Source organism: Citrobacter sp. RHBSTW-00986 (assembly GCF_013783065.1).
Classification (GTDB): domain Bacteria; phylum Pseudomonadota; class Gammaproteobacteria; order Enterobacterales; family Enterobacteriaceae; genus Citrobacter; species Citrobacter braakii.
The window spans coordinates 2,900,033-2,915,877 of record NZ_CP056200.1 but is presented as its reverse complement, the minus strand read 5'-3'; the positions used below and the strand labels follow the sequence as shown (position 1 = coordinate 2,915,877).

Sequence of the window (15,845 nt, the reverse complement as noted above, 5' to 3'; positions counted from 1 at the left end):
AGCCCCCCATTCGCTCAGGCTGGGGGGCTTTTTTTATCAGAAGGTTAAGGCGTAGTTCAGACCAAACGTGCGGCCCCGGCCTTTGTATTCATACAGTGACGGGCTACCGTAGGTTGGGCTGTACAGCAGTGGCGCGCGTTGTCCCCACAGCGTGGTGTATTCTTCATTCAGCAGGTTTTCCACGCTAAAGGTCAGTTTACCCAACGGGAGCTGATAGCTGCCGATAAAGTCCATCGTGTTATAGCCGTCCAGCTTATTGCCGCTGGCGTCCGTCAGATCAAATGTTTGCTGGCTCTGTACGCGCAATGTCCACGGTTCAGGTGCCCAGCCGACCCACGCGGTGGCTTTGGACGGGGAAGCCAGGGTGACATCCCATTTCTGCCACTTACCGTTTTGCTTCACTTCCGATTTAATGACGTTGAAGTTGCCGCCCAGACTCCAGTCCGTATCCGCAATGAAATAATCCACCGCACCTTCAAGGCCATAAATGCGGCGATCGTCGGGCTGGACGTTAATGGTCATATCGCTGCGGTTGATAACGATCGATTTATCCGAAGTGGAGTAGTAAGCGGCCAGCTGCGTGCGCAGACTGTCGCCAGTGTAGCGCCATCCCAGTTCGTAGGAGTTAACTTTAATCCCCTCCAGGCGTGAGTCCGCCACGTTGACGCTGCGCTGGAGCTGGTAATGATCGCCAACCAGGGAATAGGTGCCGTTACCGTAATATTTCCCCGGGTCCGGAAGCTCCACGCCCTGAGAGAAGTTAAACCATGTCTGCTGACGGTCGGTCAGGTGGGCGAGAATACCGGCGTTAAACAGGAAATTATCGTAATCGGTTTTACCGCCAGGAATGGTATCGGCGGAGTTTGCCAGGCCGGTGGCAATTCCCTGTTGTTGGGCATAACCAACGAAATCATCCACCCTGTTTTCGGTCCATTGATAGCGCACACCGCCGCTGAGGGTAAAGATGTCGTTAATGTCATAGCTGTTCTGCAGGAAAGGTGCGAAGTTGGTGATGCTGTAACCGGGGTAACGCCCGGTGGTATAAGCGGTTCGGTTGTCCATACCGCCAGAGGGCAGGGACCAGGCCAGATCGAAGAATTTCTGATTGGAATCGAAGGTTTCGTGATCGGCATCGACACCCCACGTCAGCTCCCAGTTGTCCATCAGCTGGCTGTTGAGGGTGATTTTGGCACCAAACTGGTCTGTGTCCTGCTGCGATGCGGAGAAACTGGTGACCTTGCCTTTGCTTAGCGTAGGGAAGGGGTAGAATTTCAGCGATTCGTCACGGTAATAGATTTGGCTGACCAGGTTCTGGCCGAAGAAATCTGCGTCTGAATACTGCAGGCTGATCAGATGACGCTCGGTGCCGGGAATACGATCGGAATTCAGTCCGCTGCTGGTATAAGCCTTACCGTTTCCCGTCACGGCGGACATGTTCTCGCCAAGATCCAGTCCGTAATCGTCATCCCCCTGGCTCTTATAATACTGCGTAACCAGTTGTAACTGACGGTTGTCGTCAAGCTCAATCGTTCCGGTGCCCATCACGTCCAGACGATCGGAGTGCTGCAGGCCGGTTTGGGTGTTATCCAGCAGCAGGGCATCGTGATTGCCGTCATACCAGCCGCCAAACCGTTGATACGCGACGGACATGCGCCCGGAAGCGCGATCGGTTCCTCCGCTCACCGCCGCGGCAACGCGTTCATCATGATCGTTACTGTTATTGAAGCCGCTTTTACTCCCCAGTTCGAGTTCTACTTCACGCTCCGGCTGGCCTTTTTTGGTGACAATGTTGATTAACCCACCGGTACTGCCGCCGCCATACAGTGAGGTAGCGCCTGAGATGACTTCAATGTGTGCGATGTTAAACGGATCAATAGAATCAAGTTGACGACTGTCAGTACGCGAGGAGTTCAGACGGACACCGTCTATCAGTACTACGATGGCACGACCGCGCATATTCATGCCGTAGTTTGTGCGCCCTTGGCTGCTGACATCGATTCCTGGGATTAACTGAGCAAGAACATCTTTGAACTCTTTCCCCCCCTGAACCTGCTGTTCAATCTCGCTTCCTTCAATAACCCAGGTCGTTTGCGCCATTTCTGCCACGGTGCGTTGACTACGGTTGGCACTGACGATGAGGTTATCTTCCTCAGCCGCGATGGCTGGGAGAGTTAAAGACAACAAGAGAGGATTGAGCACCCAGAGACGCTTATGCATTTGTATTCCTTTTAAAAAGAGTCGATCTGTTTTTGTTATGGCGGTAGAGAAACCGATGGTTACATTGTGAAACAGGCGTTAAAACAAATGCGAATATTGCTGATAATAATTGTTGTTATCAATACATTTTACAAAAAATGATCGGATAAAATGCTGAAAACACTGAATAATGTAGGGGTAATCCGCGGAAATCTAACCGGGGGCTTAATCAGCTCCCGGTGGTGTCAGTACTGCGGGGAAATAGCGGGAAAGGGTTAAACTTTGATAAGTTCAGGCCACAGTCGCAGAGTCGTGTGTGCGATCTGCATCAGTTTTTCAAACGTTGCGCCTTCACGGGCGCTGATCGACATACCCTGTAAAATACAGTTCAGGTATTCGGCCAGTTTTTGTACATCGCAATGGGCCGGAATTTCGCCTCGTTGCTGGCGCTGGTGAAGGAACTGGGTAAGCGTCTGTTCCTGCATGGCATGGCGGGATTTCACCGTGTGCGCAATATCCCGGGAGGAGGCCGCCAGTGTCGCAGATGTGTTAATCATGAAACATCCCGCCGGGGTGTCTTTACTGGTAAAGCAGGTCGCTATTGCGGTGAAATAGTCTTCCAGCGCGCACTCAAGACTTTTTTCTTCACAAAATAACTGGGCTTCATGTTTCGCCGCGAAGCGGGTGATGTAGCGGTCCAGTACGGCACGAAACAACCCCTCTTTATTGGTGAACTCCGCATACAGCGTGGGCGCTTTTGCGCCGGTTGCTTCTACCAGATCGGCGAGCGATGTCGCTTCATACCCGTGCTGCCAGAAGAGTGTCATGGCCTTATCAAGCGCGGCTTCCCTGTCGAACACTTTTGGTCGGCCACGGCTTTTTTTAGCACAACCTGTCATTTCAGTTGTCATGGTGCCGATGTACCTTTGTTGGGTTTATTGAATAACCATTATAAAAATATTCGACTGCACACTCCAGCGGATTAGCGATAAAAATAATTTAACGCTATTGATATGAAAAATAAGGTCTTTGTATTTTATATAACGATCATTATAAAAAAATGTTGACGTGTGACCTGGATCACATCTATGATTTACCTATCGATCGTTAAGTTAATCTTTGCGACACACATTCATCTGCTAAAGGTCACTATCATGAAAAACGTAAAAACTCTGTTTGTTGCTGCTGTTCTTAGCTCACTCTCATTTGCAAGCTTTGCTGCCGTTGAAGTTCAGGCCACACCTGCGGGCCAACAGAAAGTCGGTACTATTTCTGCGAATGCGGGGACTAACTTAGGTTCTCTGGAAGATCAACTGGCGCAGAAAGCGGATGAGATGGGGGCGAAGTCTTTCCGTATTACTTCCGTTACCGGTCCTAACACCCTCCACGGGACTGCAGTTATCTACAAATAAGATTTAACCCATCGCAATGCCACTGCGAGTTAAATAAAAAACCCCCGCGGAATAAAATCCAGCGGGGGTTTTTTATGCGCTGAGTTTACAGCGGTTGTTGAGCAACGTCGTGATGACGGGTGACATCGACCGGCATGCCTGAGCGAATCTCCATCGCATGTTCCATGACGGCAGAGTCCGTTTGCGCCGCATTCTTAAACGTCTGCATGGATGCGTTCAGCACGATCGGCAGCAATTGCGGGTCGTCATTGATTTTTTCGGACAACGGCTGGTGTACTTCAACCAGGCGCACGCCGTTAGGTTCAACAGATGCTTTGATTGGCGTATTGATAATATTGACCTTGGTCCCTGGCTTCACCTGACGGAACAGGGTTTCGATATCACCGTCGCGTAGACGAATACAGCCGGAACTGACGCGCATTCCGATGCCAAAGTCAGCATTAGTTCCGTGCAGCAGGTACACACCTCCGTATGCCGCTAAGCGAATAGCATGATGGCCCATCGGGTTATCCGGCCCGGCAGGCACTACGGCAGGAAGGTCGATCCCGTTTGCTTTGTATCGCGCGCGGATATTTGCCGTAGGCGTCCAGGTCGGGTTGGCACGTTTATCAGAGATGGTGGTTACCATTGTGGGCGTCAGCGTGTCACCGCCTAACTGGCCAATACCAATAGGATACACGGTCACCGAATTTGTCCCTGGCTGGTAATAATAAAGACGCAGTTCGGCGAGGTTGATAACAATGCCTTCGCGTGGCGCATCCGGCAGCAGGGTTTGTAACGGAATAGTCAGCACGCTGCCCGGGCGTGGTACGTAAGGGTCAACGCCGGGGTTGGCCTGTAGCAGCGCCAGAAAGCCGACATTGTATTTTTTCGCAATCGCTTCCAGAGAACCGCCATTGTCTTCGACAACGTGAACGGCATTCTGACCCACCACGCGGCTTCCCGGTGGCGGCAGCGGCCAGGTATTTGCCTGGGCCGGAAGTGCTAACGCGAAGGTCGCGGCAAGCGTAAAAAATGCTAACCAGCGAGAGAGTCGTTTATTGTTTAACATCACCATAAATCCATTGTTTTTACGTGGTTTTTATTATGTAAAAGTAAACAAGAATTATGGCGGTTTGCAGTGTCGGGAAGTGCAGGGAAGTGCAAAGAGTTTGTAAATTCATCAGGCCGGGTGAGTGGAGGACTCACCCGGCTTGACGCTAGGCTACGGCGTTCTCTTCAAGCTGGCGCATAAACTGGCGAACCCAGTCGATCCGTGCTTTACGCTCGCCCAACTCCTGCATGAATTTCAGGCGTGTTGGACCATCCAGACGGAAGTGCTGCGGTTGTTTTTGCAGTAAACCAATTAGCCAGACCGGGTTAACGTGGTTTTTCTCGGCAAACTCAATAGTACCGCCTTTTTCATTGCCCTCGAGCTTTCTGATCCCCAGTTTCTGCGCCTGCTGGCGTAAACGGGCAATATCCAGCAACGTCCGGGCCGGGTCGGGCAGCAGGCCAAAACGGTCTATCAGCTCGACCTTAATTTCTTCCAACTCGGTTTCGCCTTTCGCACTGGCAATGCGCTTGTAGAACGACAGTCGCGTGTTGACATCCGGGATATAGTTATCCGGCAGAAGCGATGGCATGCGCAGTTCGACTTCGGTTTGCTGGCTGGTGAGATCTTCCAGCGACGGTTCACGCCCTTCTTTGAGCGCATCGACAGCGTTTTCCAGCAGCTCCATATACAGTGAGAAACCGATGCTTTCCATGGAGCCACTTTGATCTTCGCCCAGCAGTTCCCCTGCGCCACGAATTTCGAGGTCGTGGGTCGCCAACGCAAAACCTGCACCTAAATCTTCCAGCGAGGCGATGGCTTCCAGGCGTTTTTGTGCGTCGGTGGTCATCGCTTTTGGGTGCGGCGTCAGCAGCCAGGCGTATGCCTGATGGTGTGAGCGTCCCACGCGGCCCCGTAGCTGATGCAATTGCGCTAAACCGAAGTGGTCAGCTCGTTCAATGATGATGGTGTTGGCAGTGGGAATGTCGATCCCGGTTTCGATAATGGTGGTACACACCAGCACGTTAAAACGCTGATGGTGGAAATCGTTCATCACGCGTTCCAGTTCGCGCTCGCGCATTTGCCCGTGGCCGATACCAATGCGCGCTTCCGGCACCAGTTCCGCTAATCTGTCAGCGGTTTTCTGGATATTTTCGACGTCGTTAAAGAGATAATAAACTTGTCCCCCGCGCATAACTTCACGCAGGATAGCCTCGCGTACCACCAGGTTGTCATATTCGCGCACGAAGGTTTTGACCGCCAGACGACGAGCGGGCGGTGTGGCGATGATCGACAGATCGCGCATGCCGCTCATCGCCATGTTGAGCGTGCGCGGAATTGGCGTTGCCGTCAGAGTCAGAATATCTACATCCGCGCGCATTGCCTTGATACGCTCTTTGTGGCGAACGCCGAAACGGTGCTCTTCATCGACAATCAGCAGCCCCAGATCTTTTAGCTTCACATCCGCTTGCAGCAGTTTGTGAGTGCCGATGAGAATATCGATTTTACCTTCGGCAACCTGCTCCAGAATCTGCGCTTGCTCTTTGGCGCTACGGAAACGGGACAGCATCTCAATGCGTACCGGCCAGTTGGCAAAGCGGTCGCGGAAGTTGTCGAAGTGCTGCTGAGCGAGCAGGGTGGTCGGTACCAACACGGCAACCTGCTTGTGATTCTCTACGGCGAGAAAGGCGGCACGCATCGCGACTTCGGTTTTACCAAAGCCGACATCGCCACACACCAGGCGGTCCATGGCCAGTGGTTGACACATATCGCTGAGTACCGCGTTGATCGCCTGCGCCTGGTCGGGCGTGGTTTCAAACGGGAAGCTGTCGCAAAACAGCTGGTACTGTTCACGGTCATGCTTAAAGGCAAAGCCTTCTTTCGCTGCGCGCTGGGCATAAATATCCAGCAGCTCTGCCGCGACATCGCGGACTTTCTCAGCGGCTTTCTGTCGGGCGCGTGACCAGGCATCACCGCCCAGTTTATGCAGCGGCGCATTCTCTTCCGCGCCGCCGGCGTAGCGGCTGATCAGATGCAGCGACGACACCGGCACATACAGTTTGGCGTCGTTGGCATAGGTGAGCATCAGGTATTCACCGGTAATGCCGCCTGCTTCCAGCGTGGTCATACCGGCATAGCGACCCACGCCGTGCTCCAGATGAACCACTGGCTGACCGGGATGCAGCTCCGCGAGGTTACGAATTAACGTGTCCGGGTTGATGGTGCGACGAGAATCCTGGCGGCGACGCGCCACACGTTCACCGAGCAGATCGCTTTCACAAATCAGCGCCAGATTGCGTTTGCTATCGATGAAGCCGTGCTCGGCTGAGCCAATCATCAGATAACGACCGTTGTCTACGGCTTCGTCGAGTCGCAATATCCGCTTCGGCGCGACTTTGATGCGGGCGAGTAGTTCGCCTAGCGCTTCCCGGCGTCCTTCACTTTCCACCGAGAAAATTACCGGACCGGTAAAGCCTTCAAGGAATTTACGTAATGCATCTAACGGTGCTTTTTGCTGTGCCTGAACGGCGATATCCGGCAGCTTCTGGAACCCGAGGTTGGTATTCGCCGCTTTCTTCGGCAGACTCTCGGTTTTCAGCTGAACGCGCGGCCAGCGTTTAAGTTCAGAAAACAGCTCATCAACCCGCAGCCACAGCGATTCCGGTGGCAGAAGCGGGCGCATCGGATCAACGCCGCGATTCTCAAAGCGTGACAGGGTATCGGCCTGGAAGCGTGCTGCGCTGGTCTCGATATCGCCGGTATTTACCAACAACGTATTGGCGGGGAAGTAGCTGAACAGCGGCGGCAGCGGCTCGCTGAAAAACAGCGGCTGCCAGTATTCAATCCCCGTAGGTAACGTGCCTTTGCTGACCTGTTGATAAATATGCTCGGCGTCGCGTTTTACCTCAAACGTATCACGCCACTGACTACGGAACAGCTCAATGGCCGTTTTGTCAGTCGGGAATTCGTGTGCGGGCAGCAAATTAATGGCATCGACTTCTTCCAGCGTGCGCTGAGTGTCAGTATCAAACAGACGCAGGCTGTCGATTTCGTCATCAAAGAAATCCAGACGATAAGGCAATTCGCTGCCCATCGGGAACAGATCTAACAATGCGCCACGCGTGGCGTATTCGCCGTGTTCCATGACCTGATCAACATGGCGATAGCCAGCACTGTCCAGTTGTTCGCGCAAGGCGTCGCGCGAAAGCCGCTGGCCTTTTTTCATGACCAGCGCATGACCGTGCAGATAGCTGTGCGGACAGACACGCTGCATCAGCGTATTTACCGGAACGATCAGTACGCCGCGCTGCATGGCGGGCAGTTGATACAGCGTGGAGAGCCGTGAGGAGATAATCTCCTGATGGGGAGAAAAGCTGTCATAGGGAAGCGTTTCCCAGTCGGGCAGGTTCATCACCATCTGGTCAGTAAACTGACGAATTTCATCATGCAGACGCAAAGCATTTTGCATGTCCGGTGCGATCAGCACCACTGGACCCGCGTGACGTTCGGCGATTTCGGCGACCAGCGTTGCGCAGGCGGCACCCGTAAGCTCACCCAACTGGCGCTGATCGGAAGCGCCCGTTGGGAGCGTGTAACGATGTTGTTCAGGCATTCGGTTGTCAGGATCTCGTTTAGATATACATCTGATAAGCAATGTTCTTTATTATCCGTGATCGTTTCTCATAAGCAAATTGATTCGCCCCCGAATGGGGGCAAAAAGCGCGAAGGGGTTAGCGCGAGGCGAGCGATAAAGAGGGTGGGGAAAAGAGCAGATCGGCCACGGTTTTTTGTGAAATCTTACGCACCAGCAGGCCAAACAGGGTGCACAGCAGCAGACAGGCGAACGGATACACCAATAGCAGGGCCAGCTCCGCGTATGCAGGCCAGGCGGCATGATTGATTTTGGGGATAAGCGTTAAGCTGAACAGCTCAACCAGAATACGGTGAGTGGTGTAGATGGCGATGGTATTGGCGCCAATCACGCTTAACGGACTGGACGCGCGCATGCCAAAGTGGAGCTCGAACTGATAAAACAGCTTCATGATCAGCACAATGGAAAGGAGAGAAAGCAATAGCGAGACATTTGCCAGCCACGCGACGACGGCGACGATTGTGCAACCCAGAACAATGACCGCATGACGGCGCAGGGGCACCTCCTTGATCCACGCCATCAACATTGCGCCAAACCATGCGCCGAGGCTATACCAGGGCAAATTGCGAATCACGCTGTTCATTCCCCACCATGGGGTCGGGAAAAAATTGATCGCCACGCTCAGCGCCACAAATAATGCTAACAACGGTATCGCCCAACGGCTGAAAATTTTACACAGAACAAAATAGACAATCAGCGCGTACAGATACCACAGGCTGGTGCTGGCGGTCAGCATCCCGTGGGTAAAACCCGCAATCGAATCCGCATAAGCGGCGTTGGCGGCATGGGTCAGATCGCGCTGCGGGGCGAGCCAGTTATTGAGCGTCACCAACGCCAGCCATTGCACCACTCCCCAAAGCACCAGCACCCAGGCGATACTCCAGATCCGTTTCTCCACGCAGGTTGTCCACGGGACGTTATCGATGTAGCGACGGATCAGATACCCCGAAATAAAGAAAAACACCGGCATGCGAAACGGTGCCAGGTACAAATTGAGGTAAATCCAGCATTTGCTCAACACCTCTGACAGTGGATGCTGAAAAGTGGTGAGGTGCGGGTAAAATGTGATCACCGAGTGGTAAATCACCACCAGGCAAATGCATAACCCCTTGATTTGATTAATCCATAGTTCTTTTTTATTCATTGAGACGGCGCATCCATATTGATTGCAATAGCCTGCCATCCTGCGCAACCCGCTGTGCGCTGTAATGCGTAACTGTCTGCATTTTGTTTTTTTAGGATAAAGGTCAGGGAGCAGGGTTGCAGGGGAGAGGGACAACTTTAGCGGTTTGATTTATTTATACTTTTAAGAATAGTGCTGACGAACACTTACGGTTCAGTCATTTACCCATTCCGCTTTCGCTTATATACTCGTGACTTTGCTAACAGCAACCAGACGGATTTCATGTACCAACCTGTCGCTCTATTCATCGGCCTGCGTTATATGCGTGGGCGTGCAGCAGATCGCTTCGGTCGCTTCGTTTCCTGGCTCTCCACCATTGGCATTACTCTCGGGGTAATGGCGCTGGTTACGGTGTTGTCGGTGATGAACGGTTTCGAGCGCGAGCTGCAAAACAATATTCTTGGCCTGATGCCTCAGGCCGTCCTCTCGTCTGAACAGGGTTCCCTAAACCCGCAACAGCTACCGGAAAAAGCGGTGGTGTTGAACGGCGTCAACCGCGTCGCACCGATAACCACGGGGGATGTGGTACTGCAAAGTGCGCGTAGCGTGGCAGTCGGCGTGATGCTGGGTATTGACCCGGCGCAAAAAGATCCATTAACGCCATATCTGGTCAATGTGAAGCAAACAGATCTGCAGCCGGGTAAGTATAATGTCATCCTCGGAGAGCAGCTTGCCGGGCAACTGGGTGTTAATCGTGGCGATCAAATTCGCGTGATGGTGCCCTCAGCCAGCCAGTTTACCCCCATGGGGCGTCTGCCGAGCCAGCGTCTGTTTACGGTAATTGGCACCTTCGCCGCCAACAGCGAAGTCGACGGCTACCAGATGCTGACCAACATCCAGGATGCGTCACGTTTGATGCGTTACCCGGTGGGCAATATTACCGGCTGGCGTCTGTGGCTCAACGAACCGTTAAAGGTTGATACGCTGAGCCAGCAAACGCTGCCGCAAGGTACCAAATGGCAGGACTGGCGCGAGCGCAAAGGGGAATTGTTCCAGGCCGTGCGTATGGAGAAAAACATGATGGGGCTGCTGCTTAGCCTGATCGTGGCGGTGGCGGCATTTAATATTATTACCTCGCTGGGTCTGATGGTAATGGAGAAGCAAGGGGAAGTGGCGATTCTACAAACGCAGGGGCTGACGCCGCGGCAGATAATGATGGTGTTTATGGTTCAGGGGGCCAGTGCCGGGATTATCGGCGCGCTGCTGGGCGCGGTGCTGGGCGCATTACTCGCCAGTCAACTGAACAACCTGATGCCAATTATCGGTGTGCTTCTGGATGGGGCTGCGCTGCCGGTCGCCATTGAGCCGCTGCAGGTTATCGTCATTGCGCTGGTGGCGATGGCCATCGCGCTGCTGTCTACGCTTTATCCTTCCTGGCGCGCTGCCGCCACTCAACCCGCTGAGGCTTTACGTTATGAATAAGATCCTGTTGCAATGCGACAACCTGTGCAAACGCTATCAGGAAGGCACAGTGCAGACCGATGTACTGCACGATGTCAGTTTTTGCGTCGGTGAAGGTGAGATGATGGCTATTGTCGGCAGCTCCGGTTCCGGTAAGAGTACGTTGCTGCATCTGTTAGGCGGTCTGGATACGCCAACTTCCGGCGATGTCATTTTTAGCGGTCAGCCGATGAGCAAACTCTCGTCGGCGGCGAAAGCGGAACTGCGTAATCAGAAGCTGGGCTTCATTTATCAGTTCCACCATCTGCTGCCGGACTTTACCGCGCTGGAAAACGTGGCGATGCCGTTGCTGATCGGCAAGAAAAAACCGGCTGAAATCACCGAGCGCGCACGGGATATGCTGAAAGCAGTAGGGCTGGACCACCGTGCCAGCCATCGTCCGTCTGAACTTTCAGGCGGTGAACGCCAGCGCGTGGCCATCGCTCGTGCGCTGGTGAATAACCCGCGCCTGGTACTGGCGGATGAGCCAACGGGTAACCTTGATGCGCGTAACGCGGACAGCATTTTCGAGCTTCTGGGTGAGCTGAACCGCTCTCAGGGCACGGCATTTTTGGTGGTGACACACGATCTGCAACTGGCGAAGCGCATGAGCCGCCAGCTTGAAATGCGCGATGGTCGCCTGACGGCTGAACTGAGCCTGATGGGAGCTGAGTAATGGCTTCGCCTTTATCGTTATTGATTGGTCTGCGTTTTAGCCGTGGCCGGCGGCGCGGCGGCATGGTCTCGCTGATTTCCGTGATTTCCACCGTTGGCATTGCGTTGGGCGTCGCGGTGTTGATCGTCGGCTTAAGCGCCATGAACGGATTTGAGCGTGAGCTGAACAACCGTATTCTGGCCGTGGTGCCGCACGGTGAGATTGAAGCCGTGAATCAGCCGTGGAACAACTGGCAGGAAGCGCTCGACAAGGTACAGAAGGTACCAGGCATTGCCGCTGCGGCGCCTTATATTAACTTTACCGGGCTGGTGGAGAGTGGGGCGAACCTACGCGCAGTGCAGGTGAAGGGCGTTGATCCGCAGCAGGAGCAGCGTTTAAGCGCGCTACCCTCGTTTGTGCAAAACCACGCATGGGATAATTTCAAAGCTGGTGAGCAACAAATCATTATTGGTAAGGGAATTGCCGATGCGCTGAAGGTGAAGCAGGGCGACTGGGTATCGATTATGATCCCTAACGCCAGTGCGGATCATAAGTTACAGCAGCCTAAACGCGTGCGTTTGCACGTCACGGGGATCCTGCAACTGAGCGGTCAGCTCGATCACAGCTTTGCCATGATCCCAATGGAAGATGCGCAGCAATACCTGGATATGGGATCCAGCGTTTCCGGGATCGCGCTGAAAGTGAACGACGTGTTTAACGCTAATAAGCTGGTGCGAGACGCGGGTGAAGTCACCAATAACTATGTGTACATTAAGAGCTGGATCGGTACTTACGGTTATATGTATCGCGATATCCAGATGATCCGCGCCATTATGTATCTGGCGATGGTGCTGGTGATTGGCGTGGCCTGTTTTAATATCGTTTCCACGTTAGTGATGGCGGTAAAAGACAAAAGCGGCGATATTGCGGTATTAAGAACCCTGGGGGCTAAAGATGGCCTTATACGTGCCATTTTTGTCTGGTACGGCCTGCTGGCGGGGCTGTTCGGTAGCCTGATAGGCGTCGTCATTGGGGTGGTTGTCTCGCTGCAACTGACGCCGATCATTAACGGGATTGAAGCTCTTATCGGCCATCAGTTCCTGTCCGGCGATATCTATTTCATTGACTTCCTGCCATCGGAATTACACTGGCTGGATGTGATTTACGTGCTGGTGACAGCACTCGTGCTGAGTCTTTTGGCAAGTTGGTATCCGGCGCGTCGCGCCAGCAATATTGATCCTGCGAGAGTACTTAGCGGCCAATAACAATATATACACGAAAGCATTCATGCGGCGGTAAGGCGGCAAACCGAAATCTCCATGAGCATAGATGACGATGTGACTGGAGGGTGAGTGCGCAGCCAACCCCAAGGCATCTTGAAGGATGACGTGTATCAAGGAGCGGTGATGTATTACGGATTTGACATCGGCGGAACCAAAATTGCGCTGGGCGTGTTTGATAAGCAACGTCGTTTGCAATGGGAAACACGCGTCCCTACGCCTCGCGACAGCTATGACGCTTTCCTTGATGCGGTCTGCAATCTGGTGACGGAAGCGGACCAGCGGTTCGGCGTTAAAGGTTCGGTAGGCATCGGCATTCCTGGCATGCCGGAAACGGAAGACGGCACGCTGTATGCGGCCAACGTTCCTGCTGCCAGTGGTAAGCCGCTCCGCGCCGATCTCAGCGCTCGCCTTGACCGCGATGTGCGTCTGGATAACGATGCTAACTGTTTTGCTCTTTCCGAAGCCTGGGATGACGAGTTCACCCAATATCCACTCGTGATGGGGTTGATCCTCGGCACCGGTGTTGGCGGCGGTCTGGTGCTTAACGGGAAATCTATCACCGGGCGCAGCTATATCACCGGCGAGTTTGGTCATATTCGTTTGCCAGTCGATGCGCTGACGTTGATGGGCTTTGATTTCCCATTGCGCCGCTGCGGGTGCGGTCAACTGGGATGCATCGAAAGCTATCTTTCCGGCGGTGGATTTGCGTGGTTGTATCAGCATTACTACCATCAATCGCTGGATGCCCGTGAAATTATCGCGCTGTGGGAGCAGGGTGATGAACAAGCACGTGCCCATGTTGAACGCTATCTGGATTTGCTGGCGGTGTGCCTTGGGAATATCCTGACTATCGTCGATCCTGATTTGGTGGTGATTGGCGGAGGCTTGTCGAATTTTACCGCTATTACGACGCAACTGGCGGACCGACTGCCACGTCATCTGCTGCCGGTTGCCCGGGTGCCGCGTATTGAGCAGGCGCGGCACGGTGATGCGGGCGGGATGCGCGGAGCCGCTTTCCTACATCTTACCGATTAATACAAAGAGGTTGTTATGCTGTCGCGCCGGGGTCATCGGTTAAGCCGCTTTCGTAAAAATAAACGCCATATGCGCGATCGCCTGCGTCAACGAATCTTTTTCAGAGACAGAGTGGTGCCTGAATTGATGGAAAAACCAAGAGTGCTGGTACTGACGGGAGCGGGAATCTCCGCTGAGTCAGGAATTCGAACCTTTCGCGCGGCGGATGGTCTCTGGGAAGAACATCGGGTAGAGGACGTTGCGACTCCGGAAGGATTTAGTCGTAATCCGCAACTGGTCCAGTCGTTTTATAACGCCCGTCGTCATCAGTTGCAACAGTCAGAAATCCAGCCTAACGCGGCGCATATCGCGCTGGCAAAACTCGAAGCCGAGCTGGGCGACCGTTTTTTACTGGTGACGCAGAACATTGATAATCTGCATGAACGTGCGGGCAGCCAGAACGTAATCCATATGCACGGCGAACTGCTCAAGGTTCGCTGTTCTCAAAGCGGGCAGATTCTGGAGTGGACTGGCGATGTGACTGCGGAAGATAAATGCCATTGTTGCCAGTTTCCGGCGCCACTGCGCCCGCACGTGGTGTGGTTTGGTGAAATGCCGCTGGGCATGGATGAAATTTATATGGCACTGGCAATGGCCGATGTGTTCATTGCGATTGGTACATCGGGCCATGTATACCCGGCAGCGGGGTTTGTGCATGAAGCTCGACTACATGGGGCGCATACGGTAGAGCTAAATCTCGAACCGAGCCAGGTAGGAAGCGAGTTTGAAGAGAAGTATTACGGTCCGGCAAGCCAGGTGGTGCCTGAGTTTGTTGAGAAATTATTGAAAGGACTGTGATTTTTATGCCCGATACGCGCAGCGCCATCGGGCATTCCTTACAACGCTGAATTAACGTCCTGCTTTCAGCTTCTGATAATACTCTTCATAGATAGCGCTGGCGGAACCGACATCGTTCTGCCATTCCCCTTTGTTGATGGTTTCTGCATCCGGGTAAAGGGTTTTATCGTTCGCGACTTCAGGGCTTAACAGCTTACGTGCTGCCAGGTTTGGCGTCGGATAACCGATGGTTTCCGCGACTTCTTTCGCCACGTCCGGGCGTAGCAGGAAGTTAATCAGCTTCAGCGCACCTTCTTTATTTTTTGCGTTTGCTGGAATAGACAGGCTGTCCATCCAGAAAATCCCACCTTCTTTCGGCCATACCACTTCCAGCGGTGTACCTGCCTGACGCGCAACATACGCGGAGCCGTTCCACACCATCCCCAGATTGACTTCGCCTTCCATATACGGGTTGGCCGGGTTGTCAGAGTTAAATGCCGCGACGTTAGGCATCAGCTTCTTCAATTCGTTATAGGCGGCTTCAATCTCTTTAGGATCGGTGGTATTGCCGGAGTATCCCAGCTTGCGCAGCGCCATCTGGAACACTTCTCGCGCATCATCCGTTAACAGCAGGCTACCTTTGTACTCCGGTTTCCACAGATCGGCCCAGCTGGTTACTGTTTTCGGGTCGATGGCATCGCTATTGATGCCAATGGCCGTCGCACCCCAGATATACGGGATAGAGTAGTCATTGTTGGGGTCGAATGGCTTGTTGAGCATTTCCGGATCGAGGTTGTGGAAGTTGGTCAACGTCGACTTGTCGATCTTCTGGATCATGCCTTCTTTGCGCATTTTATCGACGTAATAGGTGGACGGAACCACCAGATCGTATGCGCCGTCTTTATAGGTTTTGAGCTTGGCGTACATGGTTTCGTTCGACTCGTAGGTCGAATAGATAACCTTAATGCCGGTCTCTTTGGTGAACTGCTCCAGCAGTCCAGGCGGGACATACTCGGTCCAGTTATAGAAATAGAGCGTGTTGTTGTCATTAGCGTGAGCGGCGCTCATGCCCAGTGCCAGAGCACCCGCCGCGAGCAGGTGGCGTGACCATTTTTTCATCATTTAACGTCCCCTGAATTA

The 15,845-nt window shown here is 53.4% G+C and carries 12 protein-coding genes; 6 read left to right on the top strand and 6 right to left on the bottom strand.

Annotated features, from left to right (window positions below; genetic code table 11):
- Positions 1-36: 36 nt before the first annotated feature.
- Both HV345_RS14265 and comR read right to left on the bottom strand, forming a co-directional pair.
- Positions 37-2,217: a TonB-dependent siderophore receptor gene (locus tag HV345_RS14265; RefSeq protein ID WP_019076496.1), complete on the bottom strand. Its 2,181-nt coding sequence runs from the start codon at positions 2,215-2,217 to the stop codon at positions 37-39.
- A gap of 254 nt (positions 2,218-2,471) precedes the next feature.
- Positions 2,472-3,107 carry a TetR family copper-responsive transcriptional repressor ComR gene (comR, locus tag HV345_RS14260; protein ID WP_016156207.1) on the bottom strand — a complete coding sequence of 212 codons (636 nt, stop codon included), beginning with the start codon at positions 3,105-3,107 and terminating at the stop codon, positions 2,472-2,474.
- Positions 3,108-3,350: 243 nt separating this feature from the next.
- Here comR and bhsA point away from each other — a divergent pair, with 243 nt between their 5' ends.
- Positions 3,351-3,608, top strand: a complete 258-nt coding sequence (gene bhsA, locus HV345_RS14255) for a multiple stress resistance protein BhsA (RefSeq protein ID WP_029139491.1) — start codon at positions 3,351-3,353, stop codon at positions 3,606-3,608.
- Positions 3,609-3,693: 85 nt separating this feature from the next.
- Here the strand turns inward: bhsA and HV345_RS14250 are convergent, their stop codons facing one another.
- The 3 genes from HV345_RS14250 to HV345_RS14240 all read right to left on the bottom strand — a co-directional run bounded on the left by HV345_RS14250 (position 3,694) and on the right by HV345_RS14240 (position 9,437).
- Entirely contained in the window at positions 3,694-4,659 is a 966-nt protein-coding gene (locus tag HV345_RS14250; protein ID WP_016156209.1) for a L,D-transpeptidase family protein, read from the bottom strand.
- Between the two features lie 148 nt (positions 4,660-4,807).
- Positions 4,808-8,254 (bottom strand): transcription-repair coupling factor, encoded by a 3,447-nt coding sequence (gene mfd, locus HV345_RS14245; protein WP_016152681.1) that lies wholly within the window; start codon positions 8,252-8,254, stop codon positions 4,808-4,810.
- Between the two features lie 118 nt (positions 8,255-8,372).
- Positions 8,373-9,437: an acyltransferase family protein gene (locus HV345_RS14240; RefSeq protein ID WP_181628808.1), complete on the bottom strand. Its 1,065-nt coding sequence runs from the start codon at positions 9,435-9,437 to the stop codon at positions 8,373-8,375.
- Between the two features lie 261 nt (positions 9,438-9,698).
- Here HV345_RS14240 and lolC point away from each other — a divergent pair, with 261 nt between their 5' ends.
- From lolC to cobB, 5 genes are all read left to right on the top strand, one after another.
- Entirely contained in the window at positions 9,699-10,898 is a 1,200-nt protein-coding gene (lolC, locus tag HV345_RS14235) for a lipoprotein-releasing ABC transporter permease subunit LolC (RefSeq protein ID WP_003030806.1), read from the top strand.
- Entirely contained in the window at positions 10,891-11,592 is a 702-nt protein-coding gene (gene lolD / locus HV345_RS14230; RefSeq protein WP_003832278.1) for a lipoprotein-releasing ABC transporter ATP-binding protein LolD, read from the top strand. The genes lolC and lolD overlap by 8 nt, the downstream gene beginning before the upstream one ends.
- Positions 11,592-12,836, top strand: a complete 1,245-nt coding sequence (gene lolE, locus HV345_RS14225; protein ID WP_016152683.1) for a lipoprotein-releasing ABC transporter permease subunit LolE — start codon at positions 11,592-11,594, stop codon at positions 12,834-12,836. Before lolD ends, lolE begins: the two co-directional genes overlap by 1 nt.
- Positions 12,837-12,977: 141 nt before the next feature.
- Entirely contained in the window at positions 12,978-13,889 is a 912-nt protein-coding gene (gene nagK, locus HV345_RS14220; RefSeq protein ID WP_016152684.1) for an N-acetylglucosamine kinase, read from the top strand.
- 15 nt (positions 13,890-13,904) lie between these two features.
- Positions 13,905-14,726, top strand: a complete 822-nt coding sequence (cobB, locus tag HV345_RS14215) for a Sir2 family NAD+-dependent deacetylase (protein ID WP_016152685.1) — start codon at positions 13,905-13,907, stop codon at positions 14,724-14,726.
- 51 nt (positions 14,727-14,777) lie between these two features.
- Here cobB and potD read toward each other — a convergent pair whose 3' ends face one another.
- On the bottom strand, positions 14,778-15,824 hold the full coding sequence (potD, locus tag HV345_RS14210) for a spermidine/putrescine ABC transporter substrate-binding protein PotD (protein ID WP_029139492.1): 1,047 nt from the start codon (positions 15,822-15,824) through the stop codon (positions 14,778-14,780).
- Positions 15,825-15,845: the final 21 nt, after the last annotated feature.

Bases quoted from the DNA above. Each gene is read 5' to 3' on its own strand.
- comR (WP_016156207.1), bottom strand. From the start codon at position 3,107: ATGACAACTGAAATGACAGGTTGTGCTAAAAAAAGCCGTGGCCGACCA.
- HV345_RS14265 (WP_019076496.1), bottom strand. From the start codon at position 2,217: ATGCATAAGCGTCTCTGGGTGCTCAATCCTCTCTTGTTGTCTTTAACT.
- bhsA (WP_029139491.1), top strand. From the start codon at position 3,351: ATGAAAAACGTAAAAACTCTGTTTGTTGCTGCTGTTCTTAGCTCACTC.
- mfd (WP_016152681.1), bottom strand. From the start codon at position 8,254: ATGCCTGAACAACATCGTTACACGCTCCCAACGGGCGCTTCCGATCAG.
- lolC (WP_003030806.1), top strand. From the start codon at position 9,699: ATGTACCAACCTGTCGCTCTATTCATCGGCCTGCGTTATATGCGTGGG.
- nagK (WP_016152684.1), top strand. From the start codon at position 12,978: ATGTATTACGGATTTGACATCGGCGGAACCAAAATTGCGCTGGGCGTG.
- cobB (WP_016152685.1), top strand. From the start codon at position 13,905: ATGCTGTCGCGCCGGGGTCATCGGTTAAGCCGCTTTCGTAAAAATAAA.
- lolD (WP_003832278.1), top strand. From the start codon at position 10,891: ATGAATAAGATCCTGTTGCAATGCGACAACCTGTGCAAACGCTATCAG.
- HV345_RS14240 (WP_181628808.1), bottom strand. From the start codon at position 9,437: ATGAATAAAAAAGAACTATGGATTAATCAAATCAAGGGGTTATGCATT.
- HV345_RS14250 (WP_016156209.1), bottom strand. From the start codon at position 4,659: ATGTTAAACAATAAACGACTCTCTCGCTGGTTAGCATTTTTTACGCTT.
- lolE (WP_016152683.1), top strand. From the start codon at position 11,592: ATGGCTTCGCCTTTATCGTTATTGATTGGTCTGCGTTTTAGCCGTGGC.
- potD (WP_029139492.1), bottom strand. From the start codon at position 15,824: ATGAAAAAATGGTCACGCCACCTGCTCGCGGCGGGTGCTCTGGCACTG.